The sequence below is a fragment of the Micromonospora sp. NPDC047527 genome, assembly GCF_040643015.1.
Classification (GTDB): domain Bacteria; phylum Actinomycetota; class Actinomycetes; order Mycobacteriales; family Micromonosporaceae; genus Micromonospora.
Window position 1 is genome coordinate 201,397 of the sequence record NZ_JBEYTK010000008.1, and the last position, 20,478, is coordinate 221,874.

At 70.4% G+C, this 20,478-nt stretch carries 17 protein-coding genes; 12 read left to right on the plus strand and 5 right to left on the minus strand.

Annotated features, from left to right (window positions below; translation table 11 throughout):
* Positions 1–25: 25 nt before the first annotated feature.
* A complete protein-coding gene (locus ABZ808_RS26650; RefSeq protein ID WP_357011559.1) occupies positions 26–385 on the minus strand; it encodes a YraN family protein in 360 nt (119 codons plus the stop codon).
* A gap of 205 nt (positions 386–590) precedes the next feature.
* On the opposite strand from ABZ808_RS26650, the gene ABZ808_RS26655 reads away from it, so the two are divergent.
* The 8 genes from ABZ808_RS26655 to ABZ808_RS26690 all read left to right on the plus strand — a co-directional run bounded on the left by ABZ808_RS26655 (position 591) and on the right by ABZ808_RS26690 (position 9,914).
* On the plus strand, positions 591–1,787 hold the full coding sequence (locus ABZ808_RS26655) for a hypothetical protein (RefSeq protein ID WP_357011561.1): 1,197 nt from the start codon (positions 591–593) through the stop codon (positions 1,785–1,787).
* Positions 1,788–2,145: 358 nt separating this feature from the next.
* Entirely contained in the window at positions 2,146–3,051 is a 906-nt protein-coding gene (rpsB, locus tag ABZ808_RS26660) for a 30S ribosomal protein S2 (RefSeq protein ID WP_357011563.1), read from the plus strand.
* 135 nt (positions 3,052–3,186) lie between these two features.
* Positions 3,187–4,014 carry a translation elongation factor Ts gene (tsf, locus tag ABZ808_RS26665; protein WP_357011565.1) on the plus strand — a complete coding sequence of 276 codons (828 nt, stop codon included), beginning with the start codon at positions 3,187–3,189 and terminating at the stop codon, positions 4,012–4,014.
* Positions 4,015–4,173: 159 nt separating this feature from the next.
* Positions 4,174–4,941 carry a UMP kinase gene (gene pyrH, locus ABZ808_RS26670; protein ID WP_110562390.1) on the plus strand — a complete coding sequence of 256 codons (768 nt, stop codon included), beginning with the start codon at positions 4,174–4,176 and terminating at the stop codon, positions 4,939–4,941.
* 85 nt (positions 4,942–5,026) lie between these two features.
* Positions 5,027–5,584, plus strand: coding sequence for a ribosome recycling factor (gene frr / locus ABZ808_RS26675; protein ID WP_203149044.1), 558 nt, complete (start codon positions 5,027–5,029; stop codon positions 5,582–5,584).
* A 400-nt stretch (positions 5,585–5,984) separates the two neighbouring features.
* A complete protein-coding gene (locus tag ABZ808_RS26680) occupies positions 5,985–7,439 on the plus strand; it encodes a phosphatidate cytidylyltransferase (protein ID WP_357011567.1) in 1,455 nt (484 codons plus the stop codon).
* Positions 7,440–7,543: 104 nt separating this feature from the next.
* Entirely contained in the window at positions 7,544–8,701 is a 1,158-nt protein-coding gene (gene rlmN, locus ABZ808_RS26685; protein WP_357011569.1) for a 23S rRNA (adenine(2503)-C(2))-methyltransferase RlmN, read from the plus strand.
* A gap of 31 nt (positions 8,702–8,732) precedes the next feature.
* On the plus strand, positions 8,733–9,914 hold the full coding sequence (locus tag ABZ808_RS26690; protein WP_357011571.1) for a DivIVA domain-containing protein: 1,182 nt from the start codon (positions 8,733–8,735) through the stop codon (positions 9,912–9,914).
* Between the two features lie 88 nt (positions 9,915–10,002).
* Here the strand turns inward: ABZ808_RS26690 and ABZ808_RS26695 are convergent, their stop codons facing one another.
* A complete protein-coding gene (locus ABZ808_RS26695) occupies positions 10,003–10,224 on the minus strand; it encodes a DUF2631 domain-containing protein (protein ID WP_357011573.1) in 222 nt (73 codons plus the stop codon).
* Positions 10,225–10,422: 198 nt separating this feature from the next.
* Here ABZ808_RS26695 and ABZ808_RS26700 point away from each other — a divergent pair, with 198 nt between their 5' ends.
* A complete protein-coding gene (locus tag ABZ808_RS26700; RefSeq protein WP_357011575.1) occupies positions 10,423–12,003 on the plus strand; it encodes a Rieske 2Fe-2S domain-containing protein in 1,581 nt (526 codons plus the stop codon).
* 110 nt (positions 12,004–12,113) lie between these two features.
* On the opposite strand, the gene ABZ808_RS26705 is transcribed toward ABZ808_RS26700, so the two are convergent.
* Positions 12,114–13,709 (minus strand): NAD(P)/FAD-dependent oxidoreductase, encoded by a 1,596-nt coding sequence (locus ABZ808_RS26705; RefSeq protein WP_357011577.1) that lies wholly within the window; start codon positions 13,707–13,709, stop codon positions 12,114–12,116.
* A 34-nt stretch (positions 13,710–13,743) separates the two neighbouring features.
* Positions 13,744–14,574, minus strand: coding sequence for a YhjD/YihY/BrkB family envelope integrity protein (locus tag ABZ808_RS26710; RefSeq protein WP_357011579.1), 831 nt, complete (start codon positions 14,572–14,574; stop codon positions 13,744–13,746).
* A 51-nt stretch (positions 14,575–14,625) separates the two neighbouring features.
* Here ABZ808_RS26710 and ABZ808_RS26715 point away from each other — a divergent pair, with 51 nt between their 5' ends.
* The gene (locus ABZ808_RS26715; protein ID WP_357011581.1) at positions 14,626–15,177 is read left to right on the plus strand and encodes a GNAT family N-acetyltransferase; all 552 of its coding nucleotides are present in this window, start codon (positions 14,626–14,628) and stop codon (positions 15,175–15,177) included.
* Positions 15,178–15,616: 439 nt separating this feature from the next.
* Positions 15,617–19,303 carry a CARDB domain-containing protein gene (locus tag ABZ808_RS26720; protein ID WP_357011583.1) on the plus strand — a complete coding sequence of 1,229 codons (3,687 nt, stop codon included), beginning with the start codon at positions 15,617–15,619 and terminating at the stop codon, positions 19,301–19,303.
* Here the strand turns inward: ABZ808_RS26720 and ABZ808_RS26725 are convergent.
* Complete coding sequence (locus ABZ808_RS26725; RefSeq protein ID WP_357011585.1) at positions 19,290–19,547, minus strand: hypothetical protein; 258 nt, start codon at positions 19,545–19,547, stop codon at positions 19,290–19,292. The genes ABZ808_RS26720 and ABZ808_RS26725 overlap by 14 nt on opposite strands.
* Positions 19,548–19,726: 179 nt before the next feature.
* On the opposite strand from ABZ808_RS26725, the gene ABZ808_RS26730 reads away from it, so the two are divergent.
* Positions 19,727–20,365, plus strand: a complete 639-nt coding sequence (locus ABZ808_RS26730; RefSeq protein ID WP_357011587.1) for a Uma2 family endonuclease — start codon at positions 19,727–19,729, stop codon at positions 20,363–20,365.
* Positions 20,366–20,478 lie beyond the last annotated feature (113 nt).

The window sequence follows — 20,478 nt, forward strand, 5'->3', positions numbered from 1 at the left end:
GGCCTGGTCCCGCGCGGCGCGCATCTCAGAACGCACCCTTCAGGTGGTCGACCCGGGCCGGGCCGGCGTCGGGCAACCGCACCGAGAGCACGTCGAACCGCACCTCGTCTGCGGTCGTCCCGGTCTCGGCCAGCCAGCGCGCGGCGAGCCCGCGCAGCCGGCGGGCCTTGGCCGGTACGACGGCCTCCGCCGGGGTGCCGAAGGCGTCGCCCCGACGGGTCTTCACCTCGCAGAAGGCGAGCACCGGCCCGTCCCAGGCGATGATGTCGATCTCCCCCTCCGGGCAGCGCCAGTTCCGGGCGATGGGGCGCAGCCCCGCCTCGGTCAGGTGCTGGGCGGCGCAACGCTCGCCGTACGCGCCGACTGCCTGGTTCCGCTTCGTCATGGCCGGCACGGTGCCCGCCGAGACACGAACGCCGCGACCCCGAAGACTGTCGCCTGTGGACGACGGGTGTCCTGTGGACAACCGGACGATCATGCCGTCGCGTGCTACGGGAGCATCGTCGAGGACGTGTCCGGGCTGGTGGGCGACCACTCAACGGGTGGGCCTGAAATGGCGTCGGCGCAGCCTGTCGCATACGGTGCCGGACGTGGACGGACGACGGAGTTTCCCCGAAGACCAGGAGCCGCGCTGGTATTCCGACGAGCGGGGGCGCGGCTACGGCGAGTCGGAGTGGCGTGGCGCGGGCGAACCGCGATACCGCGACAACGAGGTTCCCGAGCAGCGGGGCAGCGAGACGGATCGCTCCGGCGAGAGCGAGTCCGGCCGGTTCGCGGCGGTGCCCGACCGGCTCGGCGAGCCGAGCTCCGGGCGCTTGGGCGCGGTGGACGGCGCTCGCTTCGGCACCGCGGAGGCTGACTCCGGTCGCTTCGGGGCTGTCGAGGCGCAGGCCGGGCGGTTCGGCGCGGCCGAGGCCGACTCGGGTCGCTTCGGGGCCGTAGATGCCGCTCGCTTCGCCCCGGCGGAACCTGACTCCGGTCGCTTCGAGGCCCAGGCCGGGCGGTTCGGTACGCCCGAGGCCGACTCCGGACGCTTTGGAGCCGTGGATGCGCAGGCTGGGCGGTTCGGCACACCCGAGGGGGAGTCCGGGCGCTTCGCAGCGGTCGACCCGCTCGGTGACGCCCGGCCGGACGCGGATGGTTACCGGGCCACCCGATCACGGCGGGCGGACCGGGACCCCTCGGAGGTCTCCGGCGAGCTGCCCGGACGCCGGGCTGCTCGGGAGTCGACCGCGACTGGCGCGCCGCTTACCGCCGGTCGCGACGAGGCCGCACGCGAGGTGCCGCCGGCGGGTGACCCGGCGGTGGGTGTGCTCGCCGACCAGGCTCGTCCGGCCCCCCTTGGCGGGTACCCGATCGTCGAGCCGACCCGGGGCGGCGACTCGCCGCACCCGCTGGAGATGCCGACCGGCCCGATGACTCCGATCAGCCCTCGGGGTGGGCTGCCGGCGGGCGAGCCGTCGGTGTATCCGCCGGCCGCCGACGGCGTCTATCGGACCCGCCGGCCGGTGTTGGCCGTACTCTTCGCTCTGCTGGTGTTGATCTTCGAAGTCCCCGCGCTGCGGGTGCTGCTGGCGGGCGTGACAGGTGATCCGGTGGACTCCGGGAACGTGGTGGTGGGCATTGCCCTGGTCGCCGGGCTGCCGATCTTCGCGATCGGGCTGTACGGGCTGCGTACCGGAGGTTTGGCGCTTTCCGACGGCGGACGGGGCTGGCTGCGCCCCCCGACTGCCTATCTGACGGTCGGCCTGGGCCTCTTCCTCGCCGCGGCGCTCGCCGCCGGCTGACCCGCAGCCCGCCCGTCGCGGCCGATGATGCACGCGACAACCAGGAAATAGTGGCCTCCGGTGACCCGGAGGCCACTATTTCCATGAACTAGCGCGATCTTCCCCGTGACTGGCGCAATCAGGCGGGGAGTGGCGGTGCAGCACCCGAGGGCCGCAGAGCGGGTGAGGGGCGTACACTGGCCAACTGGCGACCGCCTCGTGCGGTCGACCTCGCGCGCCCTCTCCACGAATCGTCGTGGGGCGACGGCCTCCCTGGTCCCGATCTTGATCGGGTCCACCATGGGCCGGCGACCAGGCGCCAGGACGCCCGGCCACCGGCCGGGCGTGACAACCAGGGACCTTGAGGAGTACCCCAACCATGGCCGTCGTGACCATGCGCCAGCTGCTGGAGAGCGGTGTCCACTTCGGGCACCAGACCCGGCGCTGGAACCCGAAGATGAAGCGCTTCATCATGACCGAGCGCAACGGCATCTACATCATCGACCTGCGCCAGACCCTCGAGTACATCGAGAAGGCGTACGAGTTCGTGCGTGGAACCGTCGCCGAGGGTGGCAGCATCCTCTTCGTCGGCACCAAGAAGCAGGCCCAGGAGGCCATCGCCGAGCAGGCGACCCGGGTCGGTCAGCCGTACGTCAACCACCGCTGGCTCGGTGGCATGCTGACCAACTTCCAGACGGTGTACAAGCGGCTCCAGCGGATGAAGGAGCTGGAGGCTCTGGGTGACCTCAGCGGCACCGCCGCCGGTTACACCAAGAAGGAGACCCTGCAGCTCTCCCGCGAGAAGATCAAGCTGACCCGCACCCTCGGTGGTCTGCGGGACATGCAGAAGCTGCCGGCCGCGGTCTGGATCGTCGACACCAAGAAGGAGCACATCGCCGTCGACGAGGCCCGCAAGCTGGGCATCCCGGTGATCGCGGTGCTGGACACCAACTGTGACCCGGACGAGGTCGACTTCCCGATCCCGGGTAACGACGACGCGATCCGCTCGGCCGAGCTGCTGACCAAGGTCGTCGCCGCCGCCGTCGCGGACGGTCTGATCGCCCGTTCCGGCCGTCGCCGGGGCGCCGACGAGAAGCCCGAGGGTGTCGCGACCGACGAGCCGCTGACCGAGTGGGAGCGCGAGCTTCTCGAGCCGAAGAAGGCCGACGAGTCGGCCGCCCCGGCCGAGCAGCCCGCCGCTGCCGCCGCCGAGCAGCCCGCCGCCCCGGCCGAGCAGCCGGCGCAGGCCGCCACCGAGCAGCCGGCGGCCGCGACCGCGGAGTGACCGCACCGTCGCTGCCCCGCCGTCCGTTTTCCGAAACGGCGGGGCAGCGGCGGTACGCCGGGCACGAACCGCCCGGATCCGGGTAACCGGCACCTCTGACCATCCACACGCCGCCTCAACATCGAAGAGAGAGCCATGTCCCAAATCACCGCCGCGGACGTCAAGAAGCTCCGCGACCTCACCGGCGCCGGCATGATGGACAGCAAGAAGGCGCTGACCGAGGCCGAGGGCGACTTCGACAAGGCCATCGAGATCCTGCGCGTCAAGGGCGCCAAGGACGTCGGCAAGCGGGCCGGCCGTACGGCCGCCAACGGCCTGGTCGCCCACTCCGGCAAGGCGCTGCTCGAGCTCAACTGCGAGACCGACTTCGTCGCCAAGACCGAGTCGTTCATCGCGCTGGCCCAGCAGTTGGTCGAGCACGGTGAGCGCGCCGGTGTGAACACCGCCGAGGAGCTGCTCGCCACCGAGCTCGACGGCAAGGTCGTCGCGGACCTGATCCAGGAGCAGTCCGCCAAGATCGGCGAGAAGCTGGTGCTCAACCGGTTCGCCCGGGTCGAGGGCACCATCGCCGTCTACCTGCACCGCAAGGCCCAGGACCTGCCGCCGGCCGTTGGTGTGCTGGTGTCGTACACCGGCAAGACCGATGAGGCGGGCGACGCTGACGCCCGTGGTGTGGCCATGCAGATCGCCGCGATGCGGCCGAAGTACCTCACCCGGGACGAGGTTCCGGCCGAGGTCGTCGAGTCCGAGCGGCGCATCGCCGAGCAGACCGCCCGCGAGGAGAACAAGCCCGAGGCGGCCCTGCCGAAGATCATCGAGGGTCGGGTGAACTCCTTCTTCAAGGACTACGTCCTGATCGATCAGGCGTCGGTGGCCGACAACAAGAAGTCGGTGAAGCAGATGCTGGCCGAGGCTGGCATCGAGGTCACCAGCTTCGTGCGGTTCGAGGTCGGCCAGGCCTGAGCCGCCACCGGGCGCCGTGGGCGCCCGTGGGCAGGAGACGTCGACGAGGAGGCCGCCGGTGTACGTGACAGGCACCGCGGCCTCCTCGTCACATAGGGTCGTCAGCGGCAGGTTCGCGGTAACGCACGCACGGGGCGTGCGGTGGGGAAGGCGGGGCGGATGACGCAGGTTGTGAGTGACCGGACGCTGGCGATGGACGATCCGACGGCGCCGCCGCCCGGTCGTGCCCGCCGGGTGGTGCTGAAGCTTTCCGGTGAGGTGTTCGGCGGTGGCGCGATCGGCGTCGACCCGGACGTCGTCCAGGCGATCGCCCGGCAGATCGCCACCGTGGTCCGCCGTGGTGTGCAGGTCTCCGTGGTGGTTGGCGGCGGCAACTTCTTCCGCGGCGCGGAGTTGCAGAAGCGTGGGATGGACCGGGCCCGCGCCGACTACATGGGCATGCTCGGCACCGTGATGAACTGCCTCGCCCTCCAGGACTTCCTGGAGAAGGAGGGCATCGAGACCCGGGTGCAGAGTGCCATCACGATGGCCCAGGTCGCCGAGCCGTACATCCCGCTGCGGGCGATCCGGCACCTGGAGAAGGGCCGTGTGGTCATCTTCGGCGCCGGCGCCGGCATGCCGTACTTCTCCACCGACACCGTGGCCGCCCAGCGGGCGCTGGAGATCCGGGCCGACGTGGTGCTGATGAGCAAGAACGGCGTGGACGGCGTCTACACCGCCGACCCGCGGATCGACCCCACCGCCAGCAAGCTCGACTCGATCACCTTCTCCGAGGTGCTGCGCCGCAACCTGCGGGTGGCCGACGCGGCGGCGTTCAGCCTCTGCATGGAGAACGGCCTGCCGATGCTGGTCTTCGGTGCGCAGGGTGACGACACCATCATCCGCGCGGTGGGTGGCGACAAGATCGGCACCCTGATCACCGCCTGATCCTCGCCCCACCCGGGGCGCCGGCAACGGCGGTCTGACGACTTTCAGCAGCCCACGACGAGCACAGAAGGAGGCGAGGAGACCGGTGATCGACGACACCCTCCTCGAGGCCGAGGAGAAAATGGAGCGTGCGGTCGAGCACGCCAAGGAGGAGTTCGGCGCCATCCGTACCGGTCGCGCCAACGCCGCCATGTTCTCCAAGGTCATCATCGACTACTACGGCACGCCCACTCCGCTGACGCAGATGGCGTCCATCGCGGTCCCCGAGCCGCGGATGGCCATCATCAAGCCGTACGACAACTCGCAGATCAACGCGATGGAGAAGGCGATCCGTGACTCGGACCTCGGGGTGAACCCGAACAACGAGGGCAACCAGCTGCGCATCCTGCTCCCGCAGATGACCGAGGAACGCCGCCGCGACATGATCAAGGTGGCTCGGCACAAGGGCGAGGAGGCCAAGGTGGCGATCCGCAACGTCCGCCGCCGTGGCAAGGAGGAGCTGGACCGGATCGTCAAGGACGGCGAGGCCGGCGAGGACGACGGCCGCCGCGCCGAGAAGGAACTGGACGACCTGACCCAGCGCTACGTCGCCAGCGTCGACGACCTGGTCAAGCACAAGGAGACCGAGCTGCTGGAGGTCTGAGGACCCACCGCCGCTGCGCAGTCGACGCGAGGCCCGACCCCTGATCCGGGGCCGGGCCTCGTGCCGTCCAGCGACATGTGGGGAGAGGCCCTGGCCCCGACCTTCCGGTCGGATCGGCGCCGGTGGATCGATGGCCGGCGTGGATCGGCCGCCGGCCGCCGGACAGCCGAGCCTGGGCTGGTGTCGCACCGCTCGCCGAGCGTGGTGAAATGGCCGAGGCCCTCGTCCGCCTCGCCCCGGCGGCGTGTGCAGTAGGCTCGTCAGGATTCCCGGCCACCGGGCGGTGAACACCGGGGATCGACCGACCGTCGGGGCGGTCAATCAGAGGAACATCGCGCTTGTAGGGGATGCTTGTGGTCTTGCGTCATGTGGTGGTTCTCGTGCCGCGTCGCGGTGCGTGATGTCCCACCCCGACCCCTACACAGGCGAGCCTCGCGGCTGGGACCGACCGGACCGCCGGGTGGCCCTGCCCTGGCCCGAGCAGGAGCTTGAGGCGGGCCAGTGGAGCCGCGGTCCGGCCGCCGGCCCCGAGCTGTACGCCGAGCCCCGCACCCGCCCCGACGTCGAGCCGCACCCGGCAGGCCCGTACGACGAGCGCGGGCGGGCAGCCCGCGCGGACGACCGGGGCCGCTTCGACGACCGGGACCGGCACGAGGGCGACCGGAACCAGGCCGACCGGTTCGACGACCGGAGCCGCTCCGGCCGGTACGACGACCGCCCGCCAACGGCCGACGGCCCGGTCCGCTACGACGAACCCGACGGTCCGGTTCGCTACGACGACCGTGACGGCCCGGTTCGCTACGACGACCGTGACGGCCCGGTCCGCTTCGACGACCGTGACGGCCCGGTCCGCTTCGACGACCGTGACGGCCCGGTCCGCTTCGACGATGACGCCGATTATCCGACCGCCCAGCTCGCGCCGATCGGAGCCGAACTCGGGCCGGACCTGGACCCGGACCCGGAGCCGCCGGCCGGTCGACGGTCGAAGGGCCGACGGCGGGCCAGCGCCGACCGACCGGCCACCCAGCAGGTGGGCACCGGGCGTGCCGGCCGGAATTTGCCGGCGGCCATCGGGGTCGGGCTCAGCCTCGGCGCGTTGATCGTGGTGCCGCTGGTCTTCTACCCCCTGGCGTTCCTCGTGGTGGTCGCCGCCGCCGTCGCTGTCGGCATCTGGGAGATGACCCGGGCGGTCCGGCGCAGTGGCGCGCACCCGCCGCTGGTGCCGTTGGTCGCCGGCGGCGTGCTGACCATCGGCCTGGCGTGGTTCGCCGGCCCCGATGCGCTCAGCCTGGGTCTGCTGGTCACCGTCCTGGGCACGATGATCTGGCGGTTGGGTGACGGTCCGGCCGGCTTCCAACGGGATCTGACCGCGGCGACCCTGATCGCGGTCTACGTGCCGTTCCTCGGTGGGTTCGCGGCGCTGCTGGCGGCGTCCCCCGACGACGGGCCGCTGCGCATCCTGGCGACGCTGGTCGCGGTGGTCCTGTCCGACACGGGTGGGTACGCGGCCGGTGTCTCCTTCGGCCGCCACCCGATGGCGCCGTCGATCAGCCCGAAGAAGTCCTGGGAGGGGTTCGCCGGCTCGGTCACGGCGGCGGCGCTGGGCAGCGCCCTGCTGCTGTGGCTGCTGCTCGACGTGGCGCCCTGGTGGGGTGCCCTGTTCGGGGTGGCTGTCTCCGGTGCGGCGGTCCTCGGTGACCTCGCCGAGTCGATGATCAAGCGGGACCTCGGCGTCAAGGACATGAGCAACCTGCTGCCCGGGCACGGTGGCCTGATGGACCGGCTGGACTCGATCCTGTTCGCGCTGCCCACCGCGTACCTGTTGCTGGTGGTCTTCGTGCCGGTGGTGGGGTGAGGCATGGATCACGGCGGTCCGACCCTCTCGATCCGTCGGCCGGGTCGGCTTCGGGACCTCCGGACGGGTGTCCGCGGCCGATGGCGTGACACACTGGACCAGCCATGACGAGCCTGCCGTTGATCCCCGCCCTCTCGGACGCCTCCGCCGCACGCCGAGCCTCCATGCCGCCCCAGCACCTTGCCGACCTGGACCTGGCCGGCCGCCAGGCGCTGGTCACCGAGCTGGGTGAGCCCGCGTTCCGCGCCCGGCAGGTCTCCAACCACTACTTCGGGCGGCTGGTCCGCGACCCGCAGGAGATGACCGACCTGCCGGCGGCGAGCCGGGAACGGCTGGCCGGCCAGCTGCTCCCCACGCTGCTCAACCCGGTGCGCGAGCTGGCCTGTGACGACGGCGCGACCCGCAAGGCGCTCTGGCGGCTGCACGACGGCGCGCTGGTGGAGAGCGTGCTGATGGGCTACCCGGACCGGGTCACGGTCTGTATCTCCAGCCAGGCGGGTTGCGGCATGGCCTGCCCGTTCTGCGCCACCGGGCAGGCTGGGCTCACCCGCAACCTGTCCACGGCCGAGATCGTCGACCAGGCGGTCTACCTGGCCGGTGTGGCGGCCTCCGGTGCGGTCGCCGGCTCACCGTCGCGGCTGTCGCACGTCGTCTTCATGGGCATGGGCGAGCCACTGGCCAACTACAACCGGGTGATCGCGGCGATCCGCCGGCTGGTCAGCCCCGCCCCGGAGGGTCTGGGCCTGTCGCAGCGGCACATCACCGTTTCCACGGTCGGCCTGGTCCCGGCCATCCGCCGACTGGCCAGCGAAGACCTCTCTGTGACCCTTGCGTTGTCGTTGCACGCCCCCGATGATGATCTGCGCGACGAACTCGTGCCGGTAAACCAGCGCTGGAAGGTTGCCGAGGTGCTGGACGCAGCGTGGGACTACGCCGCGCGGACGGGCCGCCGCGTGTCGATCGAGTACGCAATGATCAAGGACGTGAACGACCAGCCGTGGCGAGCCGATCTGCTCGGGCGGCTGCTGGCCGGCAAGTTGGCGCACGTGAACCTCATTCCGCTCAATCCGACGCCGGGCAGCCGCTGGGACGCGAGCTCGAAGCCGGTCGAGCGGGAGTTCGTCCGGCGGTTGCGCGATGCCGGGGTGTCCACCACCGTGCGGGACACCCGAGGTCGTGAGATCGACGGCGCGTGTGGCCAGCTCGCCGCCGCCGAGGACACCGACACCAACACCGACCGCGCCGGAGAGGCACCGGCGTGACCGGGCGTGGCGAACGAGACCAGGAGACATAGTGGCGAGTCAGGGTCAGCGTTTCCGGCGCAAGGCGCTCCGCCGGGGATACAAGGTCGACGAGGTGGATGCCTTCCTCGACCGGGTCGAGGCGACGCTCGACGGCCGTCAGGTCGGCGCGCCGGTGGCCTCCCAGGAGGTCCACGACGTCGTCTTCCGGGTCCGTTTCAACGGCTATGACGAGTGGCAGGTCGACCTGCACCTGGACCGGGTCGAGCGGCAGTTGGCCGAGTTGGAGGAGCGCACCAGCGCCGGGCGCGGTGGCGACCCCCGGATGGCTGACCGGTTGGGCCCGCCGGACCGGATGGGTCCGCCGATGCGCGACGACCGTGGCATGCAGCCCCTGCCTCCCCGGCCGATGCCGGCGCAGTCCGGGCCGCCCGCCGATCGCTACGGCCGCTACGACGAGCCGACGGGCGCCTTCGCTGGCGGTTACGACAACCCCCGCGGTGGGTACGACGCGCCGCGCGGCCCGGGTGGCCCCGGCCAGATGGGTCCTGGCGGTCCGATGGGTGGGCATGGTGGTGTCCCGCCGCGTGGCCTGCCCGCCGGCCCCGGTGGCTACGGCCCTCCCGATGACCAGCGGATGCCCGGTGGCTACGGCCCGCCGGACGACCAGCGGATGCCGGGTGGCTACGGCCCTCCCGATGACCAGCGGATGCCGGGTGGCTACGGCCCGCCGGACGACCAGCGCACGCCCGGCGGCTACCCGCCGGAGGAGCCGCGCTTCGACGGCTTCGAGGCCGGTCGGCACGGTCGCGCCGACATGACCGCCGAGATCCGGATGCCCGAGCGGGAGTTGCGCGACATGCGTCGTGGCCCGGCCGGCCCGCCCCCGATGCCGCAGCAGGGCATGGGTGGCCCGCCGATGGCCGGTCCGCCCGCCGTCGCCGGCCCGCCGATGGGTGGCCCGCCGATGGCCGGCCCGCCCGGCAGCGACCTGTACCGGGTCGACCAGATCCGCCGCAGCTTCCAGGTGCGCCGCTTCGGCAGCGGGTACGACCCGGACCAGGTGGACCGGTTCTTCGACAGCCTGCTCGGTGGGATGCAGGGCCGCAACCCGATGCCGGTCAACCCGAAGGACCTCGACACGCTCCGGTTCGGCCTGGTGCCCGGCGGCTACTTCGAGGCCGAGGTCGACGCCGCGCTCAAGGACGTCCAGGACATCCTCTTCGGGCGCTGACGCCGACGACGCGTACGGACGAGGGCCCGTCCCCCGGGTGGGGGCGGGCCCTCGGCGTCGTCAGCCGGTCGTCCGGCGGCCGGTCGGGTCAGGAGCGCAGGCCGTTGCGCCGCAGTACGGCGTCGCCGATCACGATGATCAGCAGCAGCGCGGCCAGGCCGACCAGCCAGATGTCCTCGACCCTGCCCTCGTGGTTGCCGCAGATCATCGCCAGCAGCACCAGCGCGGTCAGCACCGCGCCGATTCGCCCGGACTTCCGGTGCCCGGGCTTGTGCTGGTCTGGCGACGTTACCGGCTCGCTTCCTGCCACTGTCGGTCCTTCCCTCGCGATCGGATCTTTGGTTAGTCTGGCACGCCTCCTGCCCGGGGCGACGCGGTGGGGGTTTCCTGGTCGCCCGGCCCGGTCGATCAGGGACTGATGGCACTACGGGCGTCACTGGGCGGGCGTCAGACTTGCTCCGGTAGCGTTTGGCGTACACCTGATTGTCTGTTTGAGGGGGACTGTGCGGTGCGAGTGACCGGAACTGGGCACGCCAGCATGCGGATCGACACGGCTGCGGGCAGCATCCTGTGCGACCCGTGGGTCAATCCTGCGTACTTCGCCTCCTGGTTCCCCTTCCCGGACAACTCGCTGCTCGACTGGGAGACTCTGGGCCAGGTCGACTACCTCTACGTCTCCCACCTGCACCGGGACCACTTCGACGCCAAGCACCTGCGGGACTTCATCTCAAAGGACGCCACGGTCCTGCTCCCCGAGTTCCCCACCTCCGAGATGGAGGACGAGTTCCGGGAGTTGGGCTTCACGAAGTTTCTCAAGGCGCCGAACGAGCAGGTCGTCGAGCTGCCCGGCGGCCTCAAGATCATGATTCAGGCGCTCACCAGCCCCACCGACGGCCCGATCGGCGACTCGTCGCTCTGGGTGGAGTACGACGGGGTGCGGCTGCTCAACCAGAACGACGCCCGGCCGACCGACCTGAGCGTCTTCGCCGAGCTGGGGCACGTGCACGCGCACATGCTCCAGTTCTCCGGTGCGATCTGGTACCCGATGGTCTACGAACTGCCGCAGGCGGCGAAGACCGCGTTCGGCAAGCAGAAGCGCGACCGGCAGTTCGACCGGACCTGGCGCTACATCGACGACCTGAAGGCCGACCACGTCTTCCCGATCGCCGGCCCGCCGTGCTTCCTCGATGACGCGCTGTGGCAGTTCAACGACATCCACGACGACGAGGGCAACATCTTCCCCGACCAGTCGGTCTTCCTGACCGAGTACGCCAAGGTCGGCGGTACCAACGGCATCGTGCTGCTGCCCGGCAGCGTCACCGAGGTCACCACCGAGGGCGCGACCACCACCCACCCGGTGCCGGTCGACGAGTTCTTCGCGAACAAGGTCGCCCACCTGGAGGAGATGCGGGAGCGCAAGCGGCCCGTCATCGAGGCGGAGAAAGCGTCCTGGCGGCACCCCGAGGTGGATGTCCTCGGCCAGATGAAGAGCCGGATCGAGCCGCTGCTCGAAGAGTCGATCTACCTGGCCAAGGGTGTCGGCGGTCCGGTGCGCTTCGACCTCGTCGGCTACGACGGGGAGAGCGTCGAGTCGATCGTGGTGGACTTCCCGGGCAAGGAGGTCCGGCCGTACGCGGATGAGAAGGTCCGCTACCGGTTCCGTACCGAGCGGTCGCTGATCGAGCACCTGCTGTTCATCGACGAGGTGGACTGGGTCAACTCGCTCTTCCTCTCCTGCCGGTTCTCGGCGGCCCGGATCGGCCAGTACAACGAGTTCGTCTACGCGTTCTTCAAGTGCCTCTCCGAGGAGCGGCTCCAGTACGCGGAAGGCTGGTACGACGAGCACGAGCGCAGCACCGACGCCGAGGACATCACGTTGGGCGACTGGGTGGTGCAGCGCCGCTGCCCGCACCTGAAGGCCGACCTGACCCGGTTCGGCATCGTCGAGGGTGACCAGCTCACCTGCCAGCTGCACGGCTGGCGCTTCGACCTGCCCAGCGGCCGTTGCCTGACCAGCGTCGGCCACAAGGTGCGAGCACACCGAGTAGACGCAGAAACCCCAGCCCCAGCCGCCAAAACCCAGAGCTAACCCCGCACCCCACCCCCGGCGATCTTGCACTTCCTGCCGGGGCGAAAAGGGTATATGCCCCAGAAGTGCGACCGAAAGTGCAAGATCGCGCGGGGAGTGGGGCGGGGCTGTTAGCGGGGTAGGTCGGCCAGGATGCGGCGGGCGGCGTTGTGGCCGGCGGCGCCGATGACGCTGCCGGCGGGGTGGCAGCCGGCGCTGCCGGCGTACAGGCCGTCGATGCCGGTGGCGTAGGGCATCCGGTCGGCGAACGAGACGGTGTTGTCGACGTGGTGGATGTGCCCGCCGGTGATGCCGAAGTGCGCCTCGATGCCGGGCGGGGTCAGTGGCACCGCGTCGGCGATCAGGTCGCCGGTGCCGGGGGCGTACCGCTCGACGATCTCGATGAGACGGTCCACGTAACCGGGCAGCTCCGCGTCCCAGGTGGTGCCGGCCAGCTCGTAGGGGACCGACTGCACGAAGAGCGCCGACGAGTGGTGCCCGGCGGCGTCGGAGAGCGACGGGTCGACGGTGGTGTGCAGGTACCACTCGATGGTGGGCTCCGCCGGCAGCCGGCCGGCCTGCACGTCCGCCCACATGGCCCGCAGCGCGGTCATCGGTGAGGCGGCCTCCCCGCCGACCAGCGACGCGGAGCCGGGCAGCAGGTGGATGGTCGAGCCGAACGGGCTCGGCGCGTCGGGCGGCAGGCAGGAGAACCGGGGCAGCCCGGCCAGCGCCAGGTTGAGCTTCAACGTGGTGCCGGGGCGGCGGACCGCCGCCATCCGTTCGCCGAGTGCCGCCGGCAGCGCGCCGTCGGGCACCAGGTCCATCAGCCGGTACGGGTCACACGCGCCGAGCACCACGCTGGCCGCCACCTCCCGACCGTCGGCCAGCACGACCCCGCTCACCGCGCCGCCGTCAACTGTCACGGCGCTCACCGGCGTACCCGTCAGGATTGTTGCCCCGGCGGCGCGTGCGGCCCCGGCGAACGTCGCGGAGACGGTGCCCATTCCGCCTTCGGCGATCATCCAGGTGCCGCCGGAGCCGGGGAGCCTGCACATGTTGTGCACCAGGAAGTTGTGGCCCGTGCCGGGGTCGTCCGGGCCGGCGTTGAGGCCGGAGAGCCCGTCGGTGACGGCGTACATGCTGATCAGCAGTTCGGAGCGGAACTCGAACCGGGCCAGGTAGTCCGCGACCGAGCCCCGGACCAGGTCGACGAAGACCTGCCGCAGCGCCGGGCGGATGTGCCGCTCGGCGGTCTCCTCGGCGGTCAGCGGCTCGGCGAGCCACGCCGGGGCGAGATCCTCGCGCAGCGCGGCCAATTCGGCCTGCATGGCGTCGTCGGCGGCCACGTCGGCCGGGGAGAAGAACTCGGCGAGCTGCGCCCGGGTCGCGGCGGTGTCGCTGCCGGACAGCAGGTACGGCGAGCCGAGGCCGCCCGGTGTGGGCAGGAAGTAGTGCGGGTCGCGGCGCAGCACCGGGATCCGCACGTCGAGCGTGGCGAGCAGTTCCGGGGGCATCAACCCGAGCAGGTACGACCCGGTGGAGTGACGCAGCCCCGGCACCTTCGGGAACGGGTTCTCGGTGCGGGCCGCGCCGCCGATCACGTCGGACGCCTCCAGCACCAGCACGTCCAGGCCGGCGCGGGCCAACAGGATGGCGGAGACCAGGCCGTTGTGCCCGGCACCGACGATCACGACGTCGGCGCGTCCGGGAAGTTCGCTGCTCATGCTGCGGGAGCCTAGTCGGAGCCGCCCGGCCTGATCAGCTCGTGCGCTTGGCTCGCCAGTGCGAGAGGGCCAGGGTGGCGGAGTAACCGGCCAGGACGATCACGTGGAACAGGTAGAGCCAGAGGAGGACGGCGACGCCCGCGCCGATCTCGTCGAAGCCGCCGAACGGCACGCCCAGGTCCAGCGGGAGCGAGGCGAAGAGCACGAAGCCGTGCATGAAGCCGGACAGGTTCGCCGCCGTGAACGATCCGATCCCGAGCGTGGAGAGCCAGTCCGGCGAGGCCGGCCCGACCACCCGGAACACCCACACCACCACCGGCGTGAGCACCAGCCAGACCGCCAGGAACGACAGCACCACACCCAGCGCGCCGGCCCAGCCGCCCTGCCGGACGAGGCGGGTGGTGAGCGGCAGCGCCAGCAGGATCGACAGCAGCAGCGCGGGGGCCGGCGCGAGCAGCGGCAGCAACAGCAACCGGCCCCGCCAGCCGACGAGGTTCTCGTCGGTGTGGGGCGCTGCCACCGAGACGAACGCCCGACGGAGCCCCTCGCCGTACAGCGATGCGGGCAGCAGTGAGGCCAGCGCCAGCAGCGGGGTCAATTCCACCCCGGCGTTGACGAGCGCCTCCACCGCCCGGGGTGCGCCGATCGCGGTGGGCAGGGCCTCCACGGCGTACGAGGTGAGCCGGCGTACCCGGTCGGCTCCGGCGATCAGCGAGGTGAGCCAGATGGCGAGCAACGCCACGGGCACCACGGCGATCGCACCGTAGAAGGTGATCGCGGCGGCGTGCAGCGACAGGTCCCGTCCGCGCAGGGGACGGAACGCGGCGCTGGTGATCCGCTTCGCCCGCTGCCATCCGCTACCCATCGCGATCTCTTTCCCTGCCGGGGCGTACGTCACTCATTAAGATCGCCCGCCATGACGATTGTCACCACCGAACGCCTGATCCTGCGCGACTGGACCGCCGACCCGGCCGACCTGGCCCGCATCTACGACATCTACTCCCGTCCCGAGATCGCCCGCTGGCTGGGCGTGGCGTCCGGGCTGCCGATGACCGACCCGGCTCAGGCCGCCGAACGGCTGCGGTCGTGGCAGGACCGGCACGCCGCCGACCACGGCCGGTACGGCACCTGGGCGATCGAGGCGCGCGACACCGGCCTGGTGGCGGGCACGATACTGCTCAAGCCACTGCCGGGGCGGGACGAGGCGGTGCGTACCGACGACATCGAGGTGGGCTGGCACCTGCACCCGGATTCGTGGGGCCACGGGTACGCCACCGAGGCGGCACGCGCGGTCGTGGCACGGGAGTTCGCCACCGGCACGCAGCGGGTCTACGCGGTCGTGTCGCCGGGCAACGAGCCGTCGATGGCGGTGTGCCGACGACTCGGCATGACGCACGTGGGCCGGCGCACCGACTGGTACGGCGGTGAGGAGGTGGAGACCTTCGTCCTGGCGGCGCCGGGCGTCTGAGCACTCCGGCGGGTCGGTGCCCGCACGGCCGCGCGAGGGGCCCAACGCACCGAGGAACGTGATGCCGGTGAGTCGTGATGACTCACCGGCATCACCCTTTGGCGACCAGCCCCGACCGGGCTGAGGTTGCCGTGACGCCCGGCGGCGGCAGCAACAGGGCGCGCATGGCCATCAATAGTCAAGGCGGTCGAAGTGTTGACGCTCTCGTAGCACGTCAGTAACCTTTGGCCAAAGTCGCGCAAGATTTCGACAAACACATGCGCGATTCCGCGCACTACCCCGGAAGATTCAACGGACCCCTGAGAGGGGTCCGTTGATGGTCGTACCCACCTGGTGTCCCAGGGCGGGTGGCGCCCCCGCGCCACCCGTACCCCGTCTTCCTCGCATCCCTCGGCGCCGGCCCCCCTCACCGCACCCGTCCCCGACGACAAGGACAGTGATGAGACGAACGAATCTGTTCCGGATGGTGGCGGCGACAGCCGCGGCCACGCTGATCGCCACCGCAGGGGTCACCGCCCTCGCGAACCCGGCCAGTGCCGCCCGCCCCGCCGACGTGGCGGCCGCACCGGGCGCCAGCTTCGCCCTGGCGGCCACCAACCTCGCCCAGGGCCGCCCCACCCAGGAGAGCGGCCACGCCGACGTCTACGACTCGTCGAGGGTCGTCGACGGCAACGCGGGCAGCTACTGGGAGAGCGTCAACAACTCCTTCCCCCAGTGGGTGCAGGTCGATCTCGGCTCGTCGCAGACCGTCAACCAGGTCGTGCTGAAGCTGCCGACCGCCGGTTGGGCGACCCGGACGCAGACGTTGAGCGTGCGGGGCAGCGCCAACGGGTCGTCGTTCACCGACCTGGTCGCGTCGCAGACGTACACGTTCAACCCGGCGAGCGGCAGCACGGTCACGATCAACGTCAACCAGGCCGCCACCCGCTATGTGCGGATCACCATCACCGCCAACAGCGGCTGGCCGGCCGGGCAACTCTCCGAGCTGGAGGTGTACGGCGGCGCCACCAGCGGTGACACCACCGCGCCGAGTGTCCCGGGGACGCTGTCGCAGAGCACGTCGGGCAGCACGATCACCCTCAACTGGGGCGCCTCGACCGACTCCGGTGGCAGCGGGCTGGCCGGCTACGACGTCTACCGCAACGGCAGCCTGATCGCGACGCTGGGCACGGTGCTCACCTACCAGGACACCCAGCCGGCGACGGCCACCGTGTCGTACTACGTCCGTGCCCGCGACGGCGCGGGCAACCTGTCCGGTAACAGCAATACGGTGACCCGGACCGGTAGCAACCCGCCGCCCTGCACCAACGTGGCGCAGGGCAAGAGCATGACGGCGAGCGGCTCCACCTTCACCTTCACCCCCGAGAAGGCGAACGACGGGCAGCTCGGCACGTACTGGGAGGGCGCGGCCAGCTACCCGCAGAACCTGACCGTGGCGCTGGGCGCGAACCATGCCATCTCCGGCGTCACCGTCAAACTCAACCCGGACCCGGCCTGGGGCACCCGTACCCAGACCATCCAGGTCCTCGGCCGCGACCAGGCCTCGTCCGCGTACACCAACCTGGTGTCGGCGGCGAGTTACCAGTTCGTCCAGGGCGTCAACGTGGTGAGCATCCCGGTCACCGCGACCACCGCGGACGTGCAGTTGCGGTTCACCGGCAACACCGGCGCCCCATCCGGCCAGGTGGCCGAGCTTGAGGTGTGTGGCACCCCGGCACCCAACCCGGACCTGGTCATCAGCTCGCTGACCTGGTCGCCGACGTCACCCAGCGAGGTCAGCCCGGTCACGCTCTCGGCCGTCGTGCAGAACGTCGGGTCCGCCGCTGCCGGAGCGACCACGGTGAACTTCAGCCTGGCCGGCACGGTCGTCGGCAGCGCCACGGTGGGCGCGCTCGGCGCGGGCGCGTCGACCACCGTGTCGTTCAACGCCGGTACGCGACCGATGGGCAGCTACGCCGTTGCGGCGGTGGTCGACCCGGCGAACACGATCGTCGAGCAGAACAACGGCAACAACAGCTTCACCGCGCCGTCGCCGCTGGTGGTCGCGCAGGCTCCCGGCCCGGACCTACAGGTGCTGAGCATCGCCTCCAACCCGCCGAACCCGGCCGTCGGGGCGTCCGTCACCTTCACCGTGTCGGTCCGCAACCGCGGCACCACCGCGACCGGCGCGACCACTGTCACCCGGCTGGTGGTGGGCGGCACCACCCTCAACACCACCACCGCCTCGATCGCGGCCGGCGCGACGGTCACCGTCGCCGTCACCGGCAGCTGGACCGCCACCAGCGGCGGCGCCACCATCACCGCCACCGCCGACGCCACCAACGCGGTGACCGAGACCAACGAGACCAACAACACCCTCAGCCAGTCGATCGTGGTCGGGCGGGGGGCCGCGGTCCCGTACGTCTCCTACGAGGCGGAGGCCGCCCGCTACCAGGGCACGCTGTTGGAGACCGACCCGCTGCGCACCTTCGGGCACACCAACTTCGCCACCGAGTCCTCGGGTCGCAAGTCGGTACGCCTGAACAGCACCGGCCAGTTCGTCGAGTTCACCTCCACCAACCAGGCCAACTCGATCGTGGTGCGCAACTCCATCCCGGACGCTCCCGGTGGCGGCGGCATCGAGGCGACAATCAGCCTCTACGTCAACGACGTCTTCTCCCGGAAGCTGACCCTGTCGTCGCGCCACAGTTGGCTCTACGGCAACAGCGACCAGCCGGAGTCGTTGACCAACACGCCACAGGCCGACGCCCGGCGGTTGTTCGACGAGTCGAACGCGCTGCTGGCGCAGTTGTACCCCGCCGGCACCCGGTTCAAGTTGCAGCGCGACTCGGGTGACACCGCCTCGTTCTACGTCATCGACATGATCGACCTGGAGCAGGTGGCACCGGCGGCGAGCCAGCCGGCCGGCTGCACGTCGATCACCGCGTACGGCGCGGTCCCGAACGACGGGCTCGACGACACCGCCGCCATCCAGCGGGCCGTGACCGACGACCAGAACGGCGTCATCAGCTGCGTCTGGATCCCCGCCGGGCAGTGGCGGCAGGAGCAGAAGATCCTGACCGACGACCCGCTGAACCGGGGTACGCACAACCAGGTCGGCATCAGCAACGTCACCATCCGGGGCGCCGGGATGTGGCACTCGCAGCTCTACACGCTCACCGAGCCGCAGAACGCGGGCGGCATCAACCACCCGCACGAGGGCAACTTCGGCTTCGACATCGACAAGAACACCCAGATCTCCGACATCGCCATCTTCGGCTCGGGTCGGATCCGTGGCGGTGACGGCAACGCCGAGGGCGGCGTCGGTCTGAACGGCCGGTTCGGCACCGGCACCCGGATCAGCAACGTCTGGATCGAGCACGCCAACGTGGGTGTCTGGGTCGGTCGCGACTACGACAACATCCCCGACCTGTGGGGGCCGGCCGACGGGCTGGAGTTCAACGGCATGCGGATCCGCAACACGTACGCCGACGGCATCAACTTCAGCAACGGCACGCGCAACTCGCGGGTGTTCAACTCGTCCTTCCGGACCACCGGTGACGACGCGCTTGCCGTCTGGGCCAACCCGTACGTCAAGGACCGCAGCGTCGACATCGCGCACGACAACCACTTCGTCAACAACACCATCCAGTTGCCCTGGCGGGCGAACGGCATCGCCATCTACGGCGGCTACGACAACTCGATCGAGAACAACCTGATCTACGACACCGCGAACTACCCGGGCATCATGCTGGCGACCGACCACGACCCGCTGCCCTTCTCCGGGACGACGCTGATCGCCAACAACGGGCTCTACCGCACCGGCGGCGCGTTCTGGAACGAGGACCAGGAGTTCGGTGCCATCACCCTCTTCCCCGCGACCAGGGACATCGTCGGCGTCACCATCCGGGACACCGAGATCGTCGACTCGACGTACGACGGGATCCAGTTCAAGAACGGTGGTGGCAACATGCCGAACGTCGCCATCACCAACGTACGGATCGACAGGTCGAACAACGGTGCCGGCATCCTCGCGATGGGCGGTGCGCGCGGCAACGCCAACCTCACGAACGTGACCATCACCAACTCGGCCGACGGCAACATCGTCGTCCAGCCCGGCTCGCAGTTCGTCATCAACGGCGGCTAGTCCGGACCGAGGGCCGCTCCGGCGGCCCTCGGTCACCCGCTTTTCCCTTGATCAACACCGTTTCGCCGATATCGGGGTGTCCCAGCGCCGGGGATACCCCGATATCGGCGATCTGGAGTCGACCATCGTCGGGCGTCGCCGCGCAGGAGTCGACGACGGCGAGGTGACCGAGCGAATCGCGTAGCGCCACGGCCACGGCGCTGACCTTCACCCCCTCGCCCTGGACCGCCTTCGTCGAGTTCACGGTGTCAGCCAGCCTCGCGATGACGGAAACTGTCCAGGATCTGCGCGAGCCGCGCGAGCATTTCTGTTGTCGCAGTCCATTCGTCTTCGGTGGCGGACTCGGTGTGCGGTGACGCGTCGTGCGGGCTGCGGTGGCTAGGCTGAGCTGAGCAGAATGTCCCGCTGAGGGGGTGAGCCCGGATGGCCCAGGCAGCGTTCGAGCCGGCGCCGCAGCACACCGAGCCGTCATTCGACGTGCTGCGGTGGCGCGACGAGCCGTGGACCGCGCAGCTCGCCCTCGACCTGTTGCCGGAGACCAACGGCCCCAAGGTTGAGGTCCTGAGCGGAAGCGTGATCGTGACACCACATGCCGGGTATGACCATCAGGACGCGGAGCTTGATCTCGCCTATCTCCTCAAGCAGGCAGCCCGCCGCGCCAAGCTGTGGCTCTACCTGGAGGCGAACGTCGTCTCGGGCGAGGATCTCTTCATCCCGGACATCGTCATTCTCGATGCTCCGGGCGGCGGCAGAACAACGATGGACATCAGGCATGCCGTGCTTCTCGGTGAAATCGTCTCTCCCGGAAATCGACGCAAGGACATCATTGACCGACCGCGTGAGTACGCCGCCGCGGGCGTGCCCTATTTCCTCCGTGTCGACCTGCGGAATCGGGTGCCAACCCTCGCGTTGTACGAGCTGACCGAGGGGGAATACCGGCCGGTGGCTGCTGCTGCGGCCGGGACCCGGTTCGTCATGCGCGAGCCGTTCGAGTTCTCCCTCGATCCGGCCGACCTGCTCGGCGAGGAAGCGTTGCCGGAGGAGCCGGCCGCCGAGGGTTGATCCCCCAGCGAGAGGGCTGAGGGCGACCGCTTGATCGACACCGTTTCGGCGATGTGGGGGTGTCCACGACCGGGGATGCCCCCATGTCGGCGATCTGGAGTCGATCATCGGCC

Coding starts and splice junctions, on each gene's coding strand:
- ABZ808_RS26650 (WP_357011559.1), bottom strand. CDS start 385: ATGACGAAGCGGAACCAGGCAGTCGGCGCGTACGGCGAGCGTTGCGCC.
- rpsB (WP_357011563.1), top strand. CDS start 2,146: ATGGCCGTCGTGACCATGCGCCAGCTGCTGGAGAGCGGTGTCCACTTC.
- tsf (WP_357011565.1), top strand. CDS start 3,187: ATGTCCCAAATCACCGCCGCGGACGTCAAGAAGCTCCGCGACCTCACC.
- pyrH (WP_110562390.1), top strand. CDS start 4,174: ATGACGCAGGTTGTGAGTGACCGGACGCTGGCGATGGACGATCCGACG.
- ABZ808_RS26680 (WP_357011567.1), top strand. CDS start 5,985: ATGTCCCACCCCGACCCCTACACAGGCGAGCCTCGCGGCTGGGACCGA.
- rlmN (WP_357011569.1), top strand. CDS start 7,544: ATGACGAGCCTGCCGTTGATCCCCGCCCTCTCGGACGCCTCCGCCGCA.
- ABZ808_RS26705 (WP_357011577.1), bottom strand. CDS start 13,709: ATGAGCAGCGAACTTCCCGGACGCGCCGACGTCGTGATCGTCGGTGCC.
- ABZ808_RS26710 (WP_357011579.1), bottom strand. CDS start 14,574: ATGGGTAGCGGATGGCAGCGGGCGAAGCGGATCACCAGCGCCGCGTTC.
- ABZ808_RS26715 (WP_357011581.1), top strand. CDS start 14,626: ATGACGATTGTCACCACCGAACGCCTGATCCTGCGCGACTGGACCGCC.
- ABZ808_RS26720 (WP_357011583.1), top strand. CDS start 15,617: ATGAGACGAACGAATCTGTTCCGGATGGTGGCGGCGACAGCCGCGGCC.
- ABZ808_RS26730 (WP_357011587.1), top strand. CDS start 19,727: ATGGCCCAGGCAGCGTTCGAGCCGGCGCCGCAGCACACCGAGCCGTCA.